At 74.9% G+C, this 16,019-nt stretch carries 14 protein-coding genes and 1 pseudogene; 7 read left to right on the forward strand and 8 right to left on the reverse strand.

From position 1 onward, the window contains the following. Positions 1 to 14: 14 nt before the first annotated feature. Genes ACI796_RS08225 through ACI796_RS08235 form a run of 3 tightly spaced genes read right to left on the reverse strand, consistent with a single transcriptional unit; the run spans position 15 to position 3,624 of the window. A complete protein-coding gene (locus ACI796_RS08225) occupies positions 15 to 692 on the reverse strand; it encodes a hypothetical protein (protein WP_456940736.1) in 678 nt (225 codons plus the stop codon). Beyond that, positions 692 to 1,174 carry a hypothetical protein gene (locus tag ACI796_RS08230; protein ID WP_456940737.1) on the reverse strand — a complete coding sequence of 161 codons (483 nt, stop codon included), beginning with the start codon at positions 1,172 to 1,174 and terminating at the stop codon, positions 692 to 694. Before ACI796_RS08230 ends, ACI796_RS08225 begins: the two co-directional genes overlap by 1 nt. Continuing rightward, positions 1,171 to 3,624, reverse strand: coding sequence for a molybdopterin oxidoreductase family protein (locus ACI796_RS08235; protein ID WP_456940738.1), 2,454 nt, complete (start codon positions 3,622 to 3,624; stop codon positions 1,171 to 1,173). The genes ACI796_RS08230 and ACI796_RS08235 overlap by 4 nt, the downstream gene beginning before the upstream one ends. Before the next feature lie 617 nt (positions 3,625 to 4,241). Between ACI796_RS08235 and ACI796_RS08240 the strand changes: the two are divergent. The 5 genes and pseudogenes from ACI796_RS08240 to ACI796_RS08260 all read left to right on the forward strand — a co-directional run. Then, positions 4,242 to 4,424 (forward strand): annotated as a pseudogene (locus ACI796_RS08240) (hypothetical protein); the annotation flags it as partial. Between the two features lie 229 nt (positions 4,425 to 4,653). Further along, on the forward strand, positions 4,654 to 5,307 hold the full coding sequence (locus ACI796_RS08245; protein WP_456940739.1) for a chemotaxis protein CheB: 654 nt from the start codon (positions 4,654 to 4,656) through the stop codon (positions 5,305 to 5,307). A 70-nt stretch (positions 5,308 to 5,377) separates the two neighbouring features. Next, complete coding sequence (locus ACI796_RS08250; RefSeq protein WP_456940740.1) at positions 5,378 to 6,106, forward strand: Crp/Fnr family transcriptional regulator; 729 nt, start codon at positions 5,378 to 5,380, stop codon at positions 6,104 to 6,106. Positions 6,107 to 6,365: 259 nt separating this feature from the next. Next, positions 6,366 to 6,746, forward strand: coding sequence for a hypothetical protein (locus ACI796_RS08255; protein WP_456940741.1), 381 nt, complete (start codon positions 6,366 to 6,368; stop codon positions 6,744 to 6,746). Between the two features lie 266 nt (positions 6,747 to 7,012). Further along, positions 7,013 to 7,201 carry a hypothetical protein gene (locus ACI796_RS08260; protein ID WP_456940742.1) on the forward strand — a complete coding sequence of 63 codons (189 nt, stop codon included), beginning with the start codon at positions 7,013 to 7,015 and terminating at the stop codon, positions 7,199 to 7,201. 16 nt (positions 7,202 to 7,217) lie between these two features. On the opposite strand, the gene ACI796_RS08265 is transcribed toward ACI796_RS08260, so the two are convergent. After that, a complete protein-coding gene (locus ACI796_RS08265; protein WP_456940743.1) occupies positions 7,218 to 8,042 on the reverse strand; it encodes a M55 family metallopeptidase in 825 nt (274 codons plus the stop codon). Positions 8,043 to 8,129: 87 nt separating this feature from the next. Between ACI796_RS08265 and ACI796_RS08270 the strand changes: the two genes are divergently transcribed. Together ACI796_RS08270 and ACI796_RS08275 are read left to right on the forward strand one after the other, a co-directional pair. Beyond that, the gene (locus ACI796_RS08270) at positions 8,130 to 9,785 is read left to right on the forward strand and encodes an MFS transporter (RefSeq protein ID WP_456940744.1); all 1,656 of its coding nucleotides are present in this window, start codon (positions 8,130 to 8,132) and stop codon (positions 9,783 to 9,785) included. A 7-nt stretch (positions 9,786 to 9,792) separates the two neighbouring features. Further along, on the forward strand, positions 9,793 to 10,659 hold the full coding sequence (locus tag ACI796_RS08275; protein ID WP_456940745.1) for a YhjD/YihY/BrkB family envelope integrity protein: 867 nt from the start codon (positions 9,793 to 9,795) through the stop codon (positions 10,657 to 10,659). A 9-nt stretch (positions 10,660 to 10,668) separates the two neighbouring features. Here the strand turns inward: ACI796_RS08275 and ACI796_RS08280 are convergent, their stop codons facing one another. The 4 genes from ACI796_RS08280 to ACI796_RS08295 all read right to left on the reverse strand — a co-directional run bounded on the left by ACI796_RS08280 (position 10,669) and on the right by ACI796_RS08295 (position 15,953). After that, a complete protein-coding gene (locus ACI796_RS08280) occupies positions 10,669 to 11,166 on the reverse strand; it encodes a DUF4396 domain-containing protein (protein ID WP_456940746.1) in 498 nt (165 codons plus the stop codon). Between the two features lie 118 nt (positions 11,167 to 11,284). Next, positions 11,285 to 12,286 carry a sigma-70 family RNA polymerase sigma factor gene (locus tag ACI796_RS08285; RefSeq protein ID WP_456940747.1) on the reverse strand — a complete coding sequence of 334 codons (1,002 nt, stop codon included), beginning with the start codon at positions 12,284 to 12,286 and terminating at the stop codon, positions 11,285 to 11,287. 160 nt (positions 12,287 to 12,446) lie between these two features. Further along, positions 12,447 to 14,222: a bifunctional metallophosphatase/5'-nucleotidase gene (locus tag ACI796_RS08290; protein ID WP_456940748.1), complete on the reverse strand. Its 1,776-nt coding sequence runs from the start codon at positions 14,220 to 14,222 to the stop codon at positions 12,447 to 12,449. 93 nt (positions 14,223 to 14,315) lie between these two features. After that, positions 14,316 to 15,953: a hypothetical protein gene (locus tag ACI796_RS08295; protein ID WP_456940749.1), complete on the reverse strand. Its 1,638-nt coding sequence runs from the start codon at positions 15,951 to 15,953 to the stop codon at positions 14,316 to 14,318. Positions 15,954 to 16,019: the final 66 nt, after the last annotated feature.

The following is a 16,019-nucleotide window of genomic DNA, read 5'->3' on the forward strand; positions in this document are numbered from 1 at the left end:
GGGCCGCGGCGTGGTCAGAGCTGCGGCCGGATCCCCGGCTCCCGGGCGAGGTCGTCCACGTCGAGGGAGCCCTGACCGCGGACGGCGGCCTCGGCCGGGCCCCGCCGCCCGGCTGGGAGCACGGTCCGCGCCTCGACGCTCTCCAGTTCGAGCGCCATGGCGGCGTAGAGGGCCAGGACGGCGAGCGCGAGGCCGACCCATCCGGCCACGGTCATCCATGTGGTGGACCCGGTCAGCTCGTAGGCGCCGGTGACGACGAACCGGACGCCGGCCAGCCCCATGACGCTCGCCGGGACGAGCTTGGCCGCGCCGGCGACCGCCGGCACGGACATCGCCACGCCCGCGGTCAGCAGCAGGACGCCCAGGCCCTTGCTGGCCGTGCCGGGCGGCGAGGTGAGCGTGGTCAGGCCCACCGTGCCCCAGGTCCCGGCGAGCACACCCATGCCCGTGGCCGCCACCGGATCGCGCGCGAGGAACCCCACGACGGACGCGATCGTCTGCAGCAGGACGGTCGCGGCCAGGGCGGTCAGGGCCGCGACCCGGCCCTCCGTCGGCGGGATCCACGCCAGCTGGACGGCGCTGAAGACGGTGGTCGCCAGCGCGAGGGCGAGGAACCCCAGCGGCAGCGGCGTGGCGATCGGCCGCAGCACGAGCCGGGTGGCCGGTCCGGGCGCGGCGCCGTGGGTGCTCATCAGCTCACCAGGATCTGGGTCGCGGACTCCTTGATCCTGCTGTTGGCCCAGCGGGCCTGACGCAGGTTCTGGGGATGGCAACGCCGGGCGAGAGCGAGCAGCTCGGTGTCCTCGACGCCCTGCGCCACCTGGGCGACCATCTCCCAGTCGACCGAGACCCCGACCGCGTGGATGTGGATGCTGCGCAGGTCACGCAGCAGCAGCAACGCCGGGGCCGACCGCCGGCCGAGCCGGTCGCTCACCGCCTCGGTCAGTCGCGCGCGCAAGCGCGGCTCACCGGCGGGCTCCGGGTCCAGCTCGACGCCGTACCGGTCCCCGAACGCGGCCAGCCGGCGCACGTGGTCCTGCGACCAGCGGGCGAGGTCGCGGCCCACGTGGAAGACCTCGTGCTCGACCTTGTGCCGCTCGGCCACGGCCAGCAGTCGGTGCGCCAGGGAGTTCTCCGAGCGGTGCAGCTCCTCGAGCGCCAGCCCGATCTTCACGCTCGTCCTCCCCCGGCCGGCATCGTCTCCTCGACGAGGGCCGCCGTGCCGCCTCGGGTCGGCGGGAGGGTGCCGAGGGCCGGGGCGGAGCCGGTGGTGGTCGGTGCCGGAGACCTGCCGCGCCGCGACCAGCGGACCTTGCGCACCCGGGCGGCCGCGGTCTTGAAGATCGGCTGCTTGGAGGCGGCGTCCCAGTCGGTGAGGGTGAGCTCGTTGGCCGCCCGCCGGTGTCCCCTCCGCCCCCCGTCGTCCCAGTAGCCGTAGTGGAAGGGCAGGAAGAGGACGCCGTCGCGGATGCCGCTGATCCGCAGCCGGGCCCGCACCCGCCCGCGCGGCGTCGAGACCTCCAGCAGGTCGCCCTCCCGGACCCTCAGCCGCTGGGCGTCACCGACCGACATCTCCACCCAGACGTCGCGGGCGGCGGCCTGCAGCTGCGGGGCCCGGCCGGTCTTGGTGCGGGTGTGGAACTGGTACAGGGTGCGACCGGTGATGAGGGAGAACGGGAAGTCCGGCGAGGGTTCCTCGTGCGGCGGGACGTACTCCGCCGCCTTGATCACGGCCTTGCCGGACGGGTTGAGGCTCCTGTACTCGTCGGGCTCGAGCGGTGCCCCGGTGAGCAGGTCGCGGCCGTAGCTCTCGCAGTACTGCGGGTCGCTGGAGAACCGGCCGTCGGCATAGAGCCGCTCGGTGCCCTCGGGTGCCTCGTCGGTGCACGGCCACTGGATGCCGCTGCCGCCGCGCAGCTTCTCGTAGGTGAGGCCGGTGTAGTCGCACGGCCGGCCGCGGCTGCACTCCTTCCACGCCTCGAACGCGCCCTCCGGATCCGACCACTTCACCAGCGGGGCGCCGTCCTTGTCCTGCAGCCCGAGCCGGTGCGCGAAGTCGACGAGGATGTCCATGTCCGGCCGGGCCTCCCCCGGCGGGTCCACCGCCTTCTCCGACAGGTGCACGGTGCGGTCGGCGTTGGTGAAGGTGCCGGTCTTCTCGCCCCAGGTGGCCGCGGGCAGGACGACGTCGGCCAGCTGTGCGGTCTCGGTGAGGAAGATGTCCTGCACGACGAGGAAGAGCCGCTGCTGGGTCAGGATCGACCGGATCCGGGCCAGCTCGGGCAGGGACACCGCCGGGTTGGTGCAGATGACCCAGAACATCCGGAGCGAGCCCTCTTCGAGGTACCGGAGCTGCTGCATGACGTGCGTCGGCGGCGCGTAGTGCGGGATGTGCTCCGGCTCGACGTTCCAGATCCGGGCCAGGTCCTCGACGTGCGCCTCGTTCGACCAGTTCCGGAAGGCCGGCAGGTCGCCGTCGGCACCGGCCTCGCGGGTGTTCTCCGCGGTCGGCTGGCCGTTCATCTGCAGGATCCCGCAGCCGGGGCGCCCGAGCATGCCGCGGACCAGGTGCACGTTGTTGACCTGGACGGCGGCCGCGGTGGCCTGGTGGGACTGGTAGAAGCCCTGCAGCACCGTGGACAGCAGCCGCTCGGCGGTGCCGATGACCCGGGCGGCCTCGCGGATCTGCGCGGCCGGGACGTCGCAGATCCGGGCGACCTCGTCGGGCGGGTACTCGGCGACCCGCTCGGCCAGCTCCTCGAAGCCGACGACGTGGGCGTCGAGGTAGTCCCGGTCGATCCACCCGTTGCCGAGGATCTCGTGCAGCAGGCCGTTCATCAGCGCCACGTTGGTCCCCGGCTTCGGCGCGAGGTGGACGGTGGCCGCGCGCGCCACCGGGGTCATCCGCGGGTCGACGCAGACGATCTTCGGCGGGTGCGGGCCGGCGAGCCGGTCGAGGACACGGCTCCAGGTCACCACCTGGGTCTCGGCCATGTTGTGCCCGTAGAGGCAGATGACGTCGGCGGAGTCGACGTCGGCGTAGGAGCCGGGCTGCCCGTCGGTGCCGAAGGACTCCTTGAGCGCTGCGGCCGCCGTCGCGGTGCACAGCCGGGTGTTGCCGTCGACGTGGATCGTCCCGATGCCGCCGTGCGCGATGAGCCCGAGCGTGTAGTAGTCCTCGAGGAACAGCTGGCCGGTGTTGTAGAAGCCGATGGCGCTGGGTCCCTGCTCCTCCAGCAGCTCCCTCGTCCGCTGCACGACCAGGTCCATGGCGGTGTCCCAGTCGGTCTCGACCAGCCGGCCGTCCCGGCGGACCAGCGGGCGGGTCAGCCGTTGCCGGGAGCCGTTCGCCTGCCAGCCGTAGAGGTCCTTGGGGTCCAGCCGGCCGCGGTTGACCCGGTCCCCCGCCCGTCCCCGGACGCCGACCACCCGGCCGTCCTTCACCGCGAGGTCCATCGCGTCGCCGTTGGAGTGCAGGATCGACGCCGCCTGCACCCAGCGGTCCACGGTGCCCTCGGAGACGCCCTCGGCGAGGTGCTGGTCGACCCGCGCCGGCCACGTCTCGCCCGGGCCGTACGGCGTACGGGTCCCCCACGGCTCGGCGATCCGGTCGATCCGCGGCATCCTGACTCCTCGGTTCGGTGCACGTCGCCCTGCCGGGCGCGGCCCTGGTGACCGCCGTGTCCCGTCTGTGCGTGTGCGGGAGGGCCGATCGGCCGCTCCAGCGTCGGTGACGTCGTCCGCGAGCGCGAGGCCACCGGCATCCTCCTGCGGGATCCCGACCCGCTGGACGCTCACGGCCCGGTGCGGGGACCCGGCCGGCGCCCGCCTCCGCTACCCCGGCCGCCCGACGGCCGAAACCGTGCCGGTCATCGGGCCGTACCCCTCCGCGGCCGGCACGCCTCAGCGCCGGCGAGCGGAACTCGACGTCGGCTCCCGGCCCGACTGCAGCACACGTGCTCACCACAGCCGGCGGCCGCGACACGGGTGCCGTCGGGACGCCTTTGCGCGCCCGGATCGGCCGGTGGCACGCTGGGCGCCACTCCCTGGGGAATCGGGGCACCGGGTGGTCCGACCACGTGCCACCGGATCGACCGCGAGCAGGCGGACGAGGGCACCACGACCGTGCAGGACGCGGAGCCCACGGGGCGAGTGCGCCGCCGGACGGCGGCACGACCGTGCGGGCCCGGGCCCAGGCGCAGCGCGCGCTGGCACAGACGGTCCGCCGGGAGGCAGCCGAGATGCGCGCCCGCAGCGTGACTCTCCAGGTCGCCGTCCACGCGCGGCGGGCCACGGTCACCGGCCCCGCCGGGCTGCGCCGCCGACTGGCCGCAGCCGAGCGCCATGCCGCGGACCTCGAGGTCGCGCCGGCGAGCAACCGGCGCATCGGCCAGGCCATCGGCATCCTCGTGGCCCGTCACGGGGTGACCGAGGACCAGGCCTTCGACCTGCTGCGGCAGTGCAGCAGCCGCCACGACGTGAGCTGGCGGTGGTGGCCGACGACGTCGCCCACACCGGCGAACTCCAGCCCACCGCGCGCGGACGGTAGCGACCGCCGGGCGGCTCCACCGGGTCGCCGGAGCCGGGCGGGTCGAGGCGGGACACGCCGCGCGCACTGTGTCAGGTACCCGACACAGGAGTACCGTCGATCGGGTGGCGACGGCATCCCTTCCCGGCCGGCGCCCCGGTTTCTCGGTCGTCGTGCTGGCCGCCAGCGCCGGCGGGGTGCGCGCCCTGGGCACCGTCGTGTCCGGGCTGCCGGCGGACTTCCCGGTGCCGGTCCTGGTGGTGCAGCACCGCGGGTCCGGCACGCCGGACGTGCTCGCCGATCTGCTGCGGGCCCGCGGGGACCTCCCGGTGCACACCGCCACGCCCGGTGCCCTGCCGCGCGGGGTGACCGTGCTGCCGGCCGGGATGACGGCGGACCTGCAGCCGCACGGTCGCCTGTCGCTGCGCCCCTGCGCGACGGCCCGCACGGCGGACGAGCTGCTCACCGGCGCCGCCGCTGCCTTCGGTCGGGGGGTGCTGGCCGTCGTGCTGACCGGTCGGCTGTCCGACGGGGCCGCCGGGGTGCGCGCGGTCCGGCGGGCCGGCGGGCGGGTGCTGGTCCAGGACCCGGACGACGCGGAGGCGCCGGGCATGCCCAGCGCGGCTCTGGCCACCGGCTGCGTCGAGCACGTCCTGCCGCTGCCCCTGGTGGCGCCGGCGCTGGTGGCCTACGTGATGGCACCGGGCGCCGCGGACCTGTTCGCCGTGCCCGTGGCGCCGTGGGCGCGGCTGGGTGCGCGTCCGACCGTGCCGGCATGAGGCCCGGCGCCCGCGGGTAACCCTCCCGGGCCCGGAGCACAGAGGGGTCCCGTCCCGGGAGGAGCGGCACGTGTCCACGCCCACCCGCACACAGCCGGACCCGCGCCGCAACCTGCTGCTCGACCACCTCCCCGACGAGGAGTTCGACCGGCTGCGGCCTGCTCTCGAGCCGGTGCAGCTCGACGTCCGCGAGCAGCTCTACGAGCCCGGCAAGAACATCGACCAGGTCTGGTTCCCCGTCGACTCCGTGCTGTCGGTGCTCGCCACCGTCGAGGGGGAGGCGGCGGTCGAGGTCGCCACCATCGGCTTCGAGGGCATGGCGGGCCTGCCGGCCTTCCTCGGCACGAGCGAGAGCCCGCACGACACCGTCTGCCAGATCGCCGGCACGGCGCTGCGCCTGCCGGTCGGTGAGCTGCGCCGGTTCCTGTCGACCGACGGCGCGCTGCACACCCTGCTGCACCGCTACACCCAGGCCACGATGGTCCAGCTGTCGCAGAACGTGGCCTGCAACCGGCTGCACACCACCGAGGAGCGGTGCGCCCGCTGGCTGCTGCAGACCCGCGACCGCGTCGGCGCCGACGAGTTCACCCTCACCCAGGAGTTCCTCGCCCAGATGCTCGGTGTGCGCCGGGGCACCGTGTCGCTCACTGCCGGCGTGCTGCAGCAGGCGGGCGTCATCCGCTACACCCGCGGCCGGATCACCGTCCTGGACCCCGACGCCCTGCACGAGGCGTCCTGCGACTGCTACGGCATCGTGCAGGCCGCGTACCGGAGCGCCGCCGCAGCCCCCGGCACCTGACCGGGGGCACCGACGGCCACCTGACCGTGCCGGCCGCCGTCCCGATCCGGGCCGGCACGGACCTGCCGGCAGCGCAGGTGTCGCGGCGCCGGCCGAGGCCACGCCGGCACCGACGGGCACGCGTGGCGGCTGACCGGGACGGACACCGGGGCATGATGGAGCAGTCGCGTCGAGCAACCGGCCGCGGATCGCCCTCTCAGCCGCCGCCATCCGCCGTTCGGTCCCCACGGCCGGCCGGTGTCCGGCGCGAAGGAACCCGGTGTCCCCCTGCTCCGCACCCGTCTGCCCGCTGACCGTCGTCGCCTGGCGACTGGGTGGCTCGACGCTGAGCGACCTGTGGTGGCGCTACCTCACCGTCGGCGGGGACCACCCCCAGGCCGCGCTGGCCGCCTACCTCGACGGCAGTGCCGCCTGGCCGGACACCGAGCACGACGTCCTCGCCCAGGTGCTCAACGAGGCCCTGTGGGAGCTGGGCATCCCGAGCCTGGCCCCTCATCGCGCACCCCGGCCCGCCGTGCAGCGGGCCGGCCAGCGCCGACGGGACGCCCGCGGGCCCGGGGCGCTGAGCGGCCGCCGCTCCCGGCGGTCCCGGGCTCCCGGCCGTGGGTCGGTCACCTGCCGGTCGGCAGAGGCCCGCTGACGGCACGGTGCACAGCGGACAGCCCGCTGACCAGCGGGTGGGGACGCCGGGAAGTCAGCCTCCCAGCCGGCCGTGCGGGTCCGGTTCCCGTCACCCGCTCGCCCCGATCGGCACCCCGGCGAACCGGAACAGGCCGTCCGTTCGCCCCGGGTTTGTGCGCGGGACACGGGGCTACCGTTCTCCCGACGAGGGGTCCCTGGATCGAACAGCGCGCCCAGGTCCTCTCCCGTTCCCGGGCAGTCTCCCGGGACCGGGGAGGCGAGACGATGGAAGCCAGCGAGCGGGTCACGTGGGAGGACTGCCCGAACTGCCGGCGGCCGGCGGCCGTCGGGTGGGTCGACGGGCGGGCCGTGGAGTTCGACTGCCCGGGCGGCTGCCGCCCGAGCGAGACGCAGTTGGAGGCGTTCGCCGCCCGGCGCGCCCGGCCGCCGGTGGTCTGGCTGACCCGCATCTAGCCCCGCCGGGCCGGCCTCAGTCGGTGAACCCGCGGGTGAGCAGCACGACGGTGACGAACGTCCGGTAGAGGGCGACCGGGTCGTGGTCGGGGATCCGGACGTCGAGGGTCCCGGCGCGCTCGACCCCGACGATCCGCGTGGCCAGCTCGGCCAGGTCCGCGTTGCGGAAGGTGACCTCCAGCGTCGCCGGCAGCGCGATCGCCGGCAGCCGGGCGGCGGACAGGCCCCGCACGGCGGCGGCCGCCTTCTCGCGGATCAGCGCGCACGCCTCGTCCGGGTGCAGGCTCTCGGCCGCGAACCGCGTCACCGACCGCTTGACGACGGCGGCCTCGATCCCCGGGCACACCGCGCGCGCCTCCTCGGCCGTCGTCCCGTCGCCGGTGACCAGCACGACCGGCACGCCGTGGCCGAGGGCGACCAGCGCGTTGATGCCCGACTCCCCCACCTCGACGCCGTTCAGCCGCACCCGGGCGATCGCCGCCGGGTTGTAGGTGTGCGACAGCACGGACGACGGCCCGGACGCCGAGCCGTGGTAGCTGACGAGGAAGACGGCGTCGAAGGAGCCGTCCAGCCCCTCCATCATGTACATCGGCTTGTGCCGGCCGGCGAGGTAGCGGGCGTTGCCGAGCAGCTCGCCGGGGCGCAGGTTCTGCATCGTCGAGTGCGAGTCGTTGACGAGGAACGCGGTGGCGCCGGCGTCCACCGCCCCCGCGATCGCGGCGTTCACCTCGTCCTGCAGCAGCCGCCGGTAGTGCTCGTACTCCCCGCCCGGGCCGCGGCACTGCGCCCAGTCGACGACACCTGCGGTGCCCTCCATGTCCGACGACACGTAGACCTTCACGCGCCCCATCCTCGGCGGTCGTCCCCGGTCGCCTGCGGGTGAGGTGCCACCGGCGCTCCGGACCACCGCGATCATGCGACCGGGACGATGCGCCGCCGTCGCTGCAGCGGTCAGCGTCGAACGGTGACGCGCTGGAAGCCGCTCGCGGTCCTGGGGGCCGCGCAGTTCCTCGCCGTCCTCGACACCGCGGTGATGAACGTGTCCATCAGCCAGCTGGTCGAGGACTTCGACACGACCGTCACCACCATCCAGGCGGTCATCACCGTGTACACGCTCGTCATGGCCGCGTTCATGGTCACCGGAGGGAAGATCGGTGACCGGATCGGCCGGCGGCGCGCCTTCGCCGTGGGGCTCGTCGTCTACGCGGTGGGGTCCCTGATCACCGCCCTGGCCCCCACCGTGCTGGTCCTCGCCCTGGGCTGGTCGGTCATCGAGGGACTGGGCGCGGCTCTCGTCCTGCCCGCGCTCGCCGCCCTGGTGGGCGGCAACTACCGGGGCCGGGACCGGGCCATGGCGTACGGGGTCATCGGCGGGCTGGCCGGGGCGGGGATCGCCGTCGGCCCGTTGCTCGGCGGCTGGGTGACGACCTACCTCAGCTGGCGGCTGGTCTTCGCCGGCGAGGTCGTCGTGGTGGTGGCCGTCCTCGCGGGGCTCCGCTGGGTCGAGGACGCGCCGACGCCGGGCCCGCGTCCCCGCATCGACGCCGTCGGGGCGGCGCTCTCCGCGCTCGGGTTGGCGCTCGTCGTCCTCGGGGTGCTGCAGAGCACCACGTGGGGCTGGCTGCAGCCGCGCAACTCGCCGGTCACCGTCCTCGGCTTCGCGCTGACGCCGTTCGTCATCGGCGCCGGCCTGGCGCTGCTGGGCCTGCTGCGGTCGTGGCTGCGCCACCGGGAGGCCCGCGGCGAGGAGCCGCTGCTGCACTGGCGGCTGTTCTCCGTCCCACCGCTGCGCGCGGCCGTGCAGACGCTCGTCGCGCAGAACCTCGTCCTGCTCGGCGTCTTCTTCACCGTGCCGCTGTACCTGCAGGTCGTGCTGGGGCTCGACGCGTTCCAGACCGGCCTGCGGCTGCTCCCGGTCTCGGTGCTCATGCTGGTCACGGCGATGAGCGCACCGCTGCTGAACCGGGTCGCCAGCCCGCGCGCGGTGGTGCGGGTCGGCTTCGCGGTCCTGGTCGCGGCGTCCCTGTGGCTGCTCGCGACGGTCCGGCCGGAGCTCGACGACCTCTCCTTCGGGATGGCGATGGCGCTGCTGGGGATCGGGATGGGCCTGCTGGCCGCCCAGCTCGGCAACGTCGCCCAGTCCAGCGCCGGGGAGGCCGACCGCAGCGAGGTCGGTGGCCTGCAGTACACGGCGCAGAACCTCGGGTCGTCGCTCGGGACGGCGTTCGTCGGCTCGGTCCTCATCGGCACGCTGACCGCCGCCGCCCTGCGCGGGATCTCCAGCGACCCGCAGGTCAGCGACGCCGTCGCCGACCAGGTGGGGGTGGCGATCGGCGGCGGCGCCAGCTTCGTCCCGGTCGACCAGGCGCGGGCCGCCCTCGACCAGGCGGGGATCTCCGCCGCTGAGGTCGACGCCCTGGTGGCGACCTACGCCGACGCGCAGCTGCTCGGCCTGAGGACGGCGCTCCTCGCGGCGGCCGCCGTCGCCCTGCTGAGCCTGTTCCTGACCCGCTCCCTCCCCGCCACGCGCCTCGCACCGTCGCCCACGCCGGCGGAGGTGGCGCCGGCCGCCGTGCGGAGGTGAGACCGGCATGGTCGTCCGCGGGCTCGGGGCGGTCACCGGGCGGCTGGCGACGACGTTCCCGGGCCGGTGCGTCGCCGCCTTCCTGGAGCAGCGCGGCATCGACCGGGCCATGGCCGTCTCCGCGCAGGCGTTCACCGCGCTGATCCCGCTGCTCCTGCTCGTGTCCCTGCTGGCCCCGGGCGGCGACGGGCCCCTGGTCGCCGACATCGTGATCGACCGGTTCCGGTTGACCGGCGCGGCCGCCGCGGACGTGCAGAAGCTGTTCGCGTCGGCCGGGGACGCCGGCATCGGCGTGCTGAGCGTCGTCCTGCTCGTGTTCTCCGCCGTCTCGCTGGCCCGCCGGCTGCAGCGGATGTACCAGCAGGCCTGGGGGCTCCCGCCGCGCACCGGCCTCCGCGGCTCGGTCGACGCGCTGCTGGGCATCGCCGCCCTGCTGCTCATGATCGTGCTGCTGTCGTTCCTGCACGGGCTGGTGGCGCCCGGCTCCGTCCCACGGGTGCTGGGCTGGACGGGCCACGTGCTGGCGAGCTGCCTGCTGTGGACCTCGATCCCCTGGCTGCTGCTCGGGGGCCGCCTCCCCTGGCGGCGGCTGCTGCCCACGGGCGTGCTGGCGGCCGTCTGCTCCGCGCTCTACGCCGTGGCCACCGCGGTCTACATGCCGCTGCTCATGGAGTCCTACAGCCGCCGGTACGGCCTCTTCGGCGTGACGCTCGCGCTGGTGGGCTGGCTGCTCTGCATCGCGGTCATCGCCGTGGTGACGACGATCGCCGGTGCCGAGTTCGACCGTGCCCCGGAGCCGTGGGCCCGCCGGCTCCGGGGCAGGCTGCACCTGGCGACCGACCCGGCGACCGCCGACGGAGGAGGCGGTCGCTGACCGCGGCGGTCAGTGGTGGGCGTGGACGACGGCGTGGCCGAGGCCGCGCCCCATCAGCCAGCGGTTGACCGGCAGGGTGACGACGAACGCCACCGCGAGGGCGGCGGCCAGCGACAGCCAGAAGAACGCCGAGCCCAGGCCGGCCTCCATCGCGCCCGGGACGCCGACCAGGACGGCGTTGTCGACCAGCTCCATGACCGCGATGGAGACGGTGTCGGCCGCCAGCGCCACCCGCAGCGCCCGGCGGAACGTGAGGCCCGCGCGCAGCACGCCGCGCATCGTGAGCGCGTAGCCGAAGACGAACGCCAGCGCGACGGCCAGCGCGACCGTGGCCCAGGTGGACAGCCCCAGGGTGGTCCCGATGACCATCCCGAGCACCTCCCCGACGGCACAGCCGGTGAGGCAGTGCAGCGTGGCCTGCACCGCCGCGGCCCAGGGAACGGCGCCCCTGCCGTGGTCCGCGTGCCGGTCCGTCGTGGGTGCCTGCCGGGTGTGGTCCGTGTGCATGTCCCCTCCTCCTCCGATGCCGCCTGTATACCCCCAGGGGGTATTTAGCACAACCCCTTGATGCGCCGCCGCCTCCCGACCCCGGTCGGGGTGGGAGGCGGCGGAGGAGGGCGGGAGGTCAGCCGGCGGCGGGAGCCGCGTCCGGGGTCGGCGGCAGGCCGAGCCGGGCGAACAGGTCGTTGTCCAGGTCGAGGAAGCTCGTGATGTGCCGGATCCGGCCGTCCTCGACCTCCAGCACGTGCAGCGCCCACGGCGCGTGGCCGCCGTCGTCCGTGGGACGCCACTGCGCGACCGCCGGGCTGCCGTTGGCCTCGGTCAGCAGCAGCCGGGAGTTCCGGCAGCCGCTGCCCGGGCCGAGCATCCAGGTGCCGATGTCGGCGGCGCTGCCCAGCCACATCTCGAACGGCGGCATGTGCTGGGTGGCGTCCTCGTGCAGCAGGGTGACGAAGGCGTCGATGTCGTAGCGCTCGAAGGCGTCGAGGTAGCGGTCCAGCAGCTCGCGGTGGTCGGCGTCCAGCGGCCGCTCCTCCGGGGTGCCGCCCATCGCCGCCAGCGTGGCGCGGGCCCGCTGCAGCGCGCTGTTGACCGAGGCGACGGTGGTCTCGAGCAGGGCGGCGACCTCGTCGGCGTGCCAGCGCAGCACGTCGCGCAGCAGGAGGACGGCCCGCTGCCGTGGCGGCAGGTGCTGCAGCGCGGCCACGAAGGCCAGCCGCACCGACTCGCGGGCCACCGCGCGCTCGGCCGGGTCGCCGTCCTCGGGCAGGACCGCGCGGTCGAGGACCGGCTCGACCCAGGCCTCCGCCGGCCGCTTGGCGGCCAGGGACGCCTCCACCGGCGACCACGGCGAGCCGGAGAGGTCCATCGGCAGGGCCCGGCGCTGGCGCCCGGAGAGCTGGTCGAGGCAGACGTTGGTGGCGATCCGGTACAGCCAGGACCGCAGCGAGGAGCGGCCCTCGAAGGAGCCGAAGCTCTTCCACGCCCGGACCAGCGTCTCCTGCACCGCGTCGTCGGCGTCGAAGGACGACCCCAGCATCCGGTAGCAGTAGCCGGTCAGCTCCCGCCGGTGCTCGAGCAAGCGCGGGTCGAGCTCGTCGGACACCCCGCTCAGCACGCTGGTCACGCGGACCACCTCTCCTCGGTCGCCATCCCCGTCGACGGGCGGTAGTCCACCACGGAGGACCGACGGAACGGGAGTCCCCGGCGGGCTGTTCACCCCGGACGCCGACCGCCCCGCCGGAGGGCTCCGGCGGGGCGGTCGGGTGTGGGATGGGACGGGTGCGTCAGGGCACCAGCGGCTCGCCGGCGCGGACCAGCTGCCAGTTCAGGTCGTGGAAGTCCGCCGGGTCGATCACCTGGCGGTCCTGGGCCCAGTCGATGAGCAACTGGCGGATCTCCCGCTGCTCGTCGTAGACGACCGGCGCGGTCGAGATGCCCGGGAAGCCGCCGCCGCCGGAACGCCGGTAGTTGTTCACCGCGACGACGAACCGGTCGCCGTCGGCCACCGGCCGGCCGTCGAACTCCAGCCGGGTGACCCGCTGGCCTGCGGGCCGGGACACGTCGAGGTCGTAGTCGACCCCGGAGAGGACGTCGTAGTTGTAGTCCGGCAGGCCGCCCGCGTTGGTGACGGTCTCCAGGTCCACGTCCCCGGTCGCCGGCACCTGGGCGAAGTAGCCCGCCGACTTCTCCAGGTGGGCCCGCACCTGGGCGCCGGTGAGCTCGACCGCCTCCAGCGTGTTGTCGTAGACGTAGAGCCCGGCGATGTCGCGGACCGTGACGTCGCCCTGCGGGAAGACCGCCTCACGGCTGAAGGGCGCCGCGATGGACAGCACCGGCAGGTCGGCCCGCGACGTGCCCTCCAGCGCCGCCTCGACGGTCTCGGTCTGCACCTGCTGGATGAAGTCGAGGATCGGCGTGTCCTCGTAGCGACTGGTCTCCGTGGTCAGCTGCTCGGTGGAGGTGGCGACCACCTGGTTGACGTAGTCGACCGTCGTCCGGTGCGCCTCGTCGGTCGCGGCGAGGACCTCCGGGTCCTGGGGGTACGCGTCGGTGCGCAGCGCCGTGGCCGCGGTGCTGACGACGTCCCACCGGCCACGGACCTTCTCCAGCCCGATGTCGACCTGGGACACCGTGGCGCCCCAGCGGTAGGGCTGGGTCAGCAGCACGTCGTCGCCGGTCACCTCGTTGCGGACCCGCTGGCTCGGCACGTTGCGGTGGGTGTGGCCGACCACCATCGCGTCGATGCCGGGCACCGTCCGGGCGATGACGTCGGTCGGGTTCTCCGTCGGGGCCTGCGACCCGTCGTAGGACGAACCGCCGCCCACGCCGGCGTGCGAGAGCACCACGACGACGTCGGCCTGCGCGTCGACGATCGGCACCCAGTGCTCCGCCGCCTCGACCATGTCCTGGAACTCGACCCGGCCCTCGACGTTGCCGCGGTCCCAGATCGCCGAGCCCGGCGTGGTCAGGCCGAGGACGCCCACGGTGACCGGCTTGTGGCCGGGCACCTCCATCTCCTGCAGGGTGTACGGCGGCAGGTACGGCTCACCGGTCACGGCGTCGAGGACGTTGGCGCCGAGCACCGGGTGGTCGACGTCGTCGGCGTAGGCCTGCAGCAGGTCCAGGCCGTAGTTGAACTCGTGGTTGCCGACCACCTGGGCGTCGTAGCCGATGGCGTCGTAGGCGGCGGCCACCGGGTGCTCGGCGCCGGTCTCGGTGACCGGCTCCTGCCGCGCGTGGTAGTAGCTCAGCGGCGTGCCCTGCAGGAAGTCGCCGTTGTCGACGACCAGCACGCTCTCCTCGCCGCGCGCGTCGCGCACGCTGTCGACGACCGAGCCGACCCGGGCCAGGCCCGTGGCGAAGCGCGCCGACTCGGTGTACGGCGCGTCCTTGAAGTAGTCCCAGTCCTGCACCCGGCCGTGCAGGTCGGTGGTGGCCAGCAGGGTGATGTCGAGCTCGTCGGTGGCCGCTGCCGCCGGAGCGGCCGCCGCGGGCGTCGCCGCCCCGGCGGTCACCGCCGCGACGGCCGCGGCCGCGGCCCAGTACCTGCGTCGCTGCATGTGTGCGTGATCCCCTCGGTGTGCCGCCCGTGCGTCCCGGGCGCGGGGGCGACGCTAACTCCCGAGGGTGACGCCTCCGTCACACAGGGGGAACTACTGGTAGGTGACCAGCTGAGGTCTCGGGGAGACCTGCGCGATCGTCTCCTCGGGCGTGAGCATCGGGGAGTCCTCGTCGTAGAAGTTCTTCCAGCCCCAGGCCAGCCCCTCGGGGCCGATGCCGTGCAGCACCCGCCAGGTGTCCTGCTTGCTGCCCTGCGGTCCCTGCCCGTCGGCGTGGACCATGACGGCGACCTCGTCGCGGGACAGGTCGACCCGCTCGCGGCCGGGGATCATGTCCACCCGGAACTGGTGCAGCACCAGCAGCTTCTGCGGCAGCCGGTTCTCGCGGGTGAGGTCGGCCAGCCACGTCACCACCCGGTTCACCTCGTCGACGCCGACCGAGCCGATCTGCGTGAGGTGCACCTGGTTCGGCGCGAGCCGCCACTCCGGGTCCAGCGCCAGCCCGACGTGCGGCAGCTCCAGCAGCGGCCGGTAGAGCTCGGCCTGGGTGACGAAGTCGGTGCGCCCGGGCTGCAGGTCCAGGACGACGTAGAGCCCGGCCTCCCCCGCGGCCTCGACCCACGGGCGGATCTGCTCGATCGGCGCCTCGTAGGAGTAGTCGTTGCCGTCGGTCGGGAACTCCGAGGCCACCGTGGCGATGATCTCGAAGGCGGGGACGACGGTGGCGTCGGTGACCAGCGACTCGTAGGGCGCGGCGTGGTCGCGGGCCCGCTGGACCGCCGCGTCGACGTCCTGCTCCCCGAGCACGCCGAGCGCGCCGGTGCCCGGGTGGCCGTAGAGCGCCACCATGAAGTGCTGCGGGAACAGCGTCTGCCCGCCGCCGGGCAGCTGGGTGCCGGTGGCCGCGGTCTCCACCTTCCAGTCCAGGCCGTCCTCCGCGCCGAAGCCCGCGCCCAGGGCGACGACGGTCTCCGCGCCGGACACCGCCTCGACCGCGTCGGCCGACGCCCGCGGGTCCGTCTGCCCGCCGGTGACCTGCACGCGCGCGCCGGCGGCCCGGGCGGTGGCGACGCCGGCCAGCGACCCCGGCGCGCCGTCGGACAGGACGACGGTGCCCTCGAGCGGCTCGGCGCGGGTGACCGCGGGCAGCTCGCCGTCGGCCTCGCCGTCTGCCGCGGTGCCGTCGTCCTCGGGGCGCAGCGCGGCCGGCGCCTCGGCCTCGAGCGCGGCGACGGCGGCCGCCTCGCCGTCGGCGGGCACCGGGTCGGCGTCGGCGAGGTCGAGGCCGGTGGCGGCGGCGACCGCCTCGGCGCTCGCGGGCGCGGCGACGACGGCGGCGTCGCCGGGCGCGGTGTCGGCGCCCACGGCGAGGACCGTCCGCGCGCCCAGCCGGCCGATCTCCTCGGCGACGGCGCCGTCGGCGTCCTCGCCCTCGGGGTCCAGCAGCAGCGGCACGCCCAGGCCCACCGCGGCCGAGGCGCCGAGCAGGGTGGCCGCCCGGTCGCCGTCGGGAGCGACGACGACCACGCCGGCCTCGTCGAACAGCGCGCGGCTGGCGCTGACGGCGGACGCCGCGGGCTCGGCGTCGGCGACGACGGTCAGCCGCTGGTCGGGTGCGGAGGTCGCGACCGGGGCGGTGCCGCCCCCGTCCCCCTCCGCCGCCGTCGACGCCGTGCAGCCGGCGGCCAGGAGGAGCGCGCCGAGCGCGACGGGTACCGACCTCGGGCGCACGGGCGACCTCCGTCCAGTCGGGCACGCGGCCGCGCGGGCGCGCGGCACCGTCAGGCGTGCCCGGGA

This window comes from Geodermatophilus sp. SYSU D00525 (genome assembly GCF_054050475.1).

Excerpts from the sequence above, each read along its gene's own strand:
- ACI796_RS08225 (WP_456940736.1), bottom strand. The coding sequence starts at position 692 with ATGAGCACCCACGGCGCCGCGCCCGGACCGGCCACCCGGCTCGTGCTG.
- ACI796_RS08235 (WP_456940738.1), bottom strand. The coding sequence starts at position 3,624 with ATGCCGCGGATCGACCGGATCGCCGAGCCGTGGGGGACCCGTACGCCG.
- ACI796_RS08260 (WP_456940742.1), top strand. The coding sequence starts at position 7,013 with ATGGAAGCCAGCGAGCGGGTCACGTGGGAGGACTGCCCGAACTGCCGG.
- ACI796_RS08270 (WP_456940744.1), top strand. The coding sequence starts at position 8,130 with ATGCGCCGCCGTCGCTGCAGCGGTCAGCGTCGAACGGTGACGCGCTGG.
- ACI796_RS08275 (WP_456940745.1), top strand. The coding sequence starts at position 9,793 with ATGGTCGTCCGCGGGCTCGGGGCGGTCACCGGGCGGCTGGCGACGACG.
- ACI796_RS08280 (WP_456940746.1), bottom strand. The coding sequence starts at position 11,166 with ATGCACACGGACCACACCCGGCAGGCACCCACGACGGACCGGCACGCG.
- ACI796_RS08290 (WP_456940748.1), bottom strand. The coding sequence starts at position 14,222 with ATGCAGCGACGCAGGTACTGGGCCGCGGCCGCGGCCGTCGCGGCGGTG.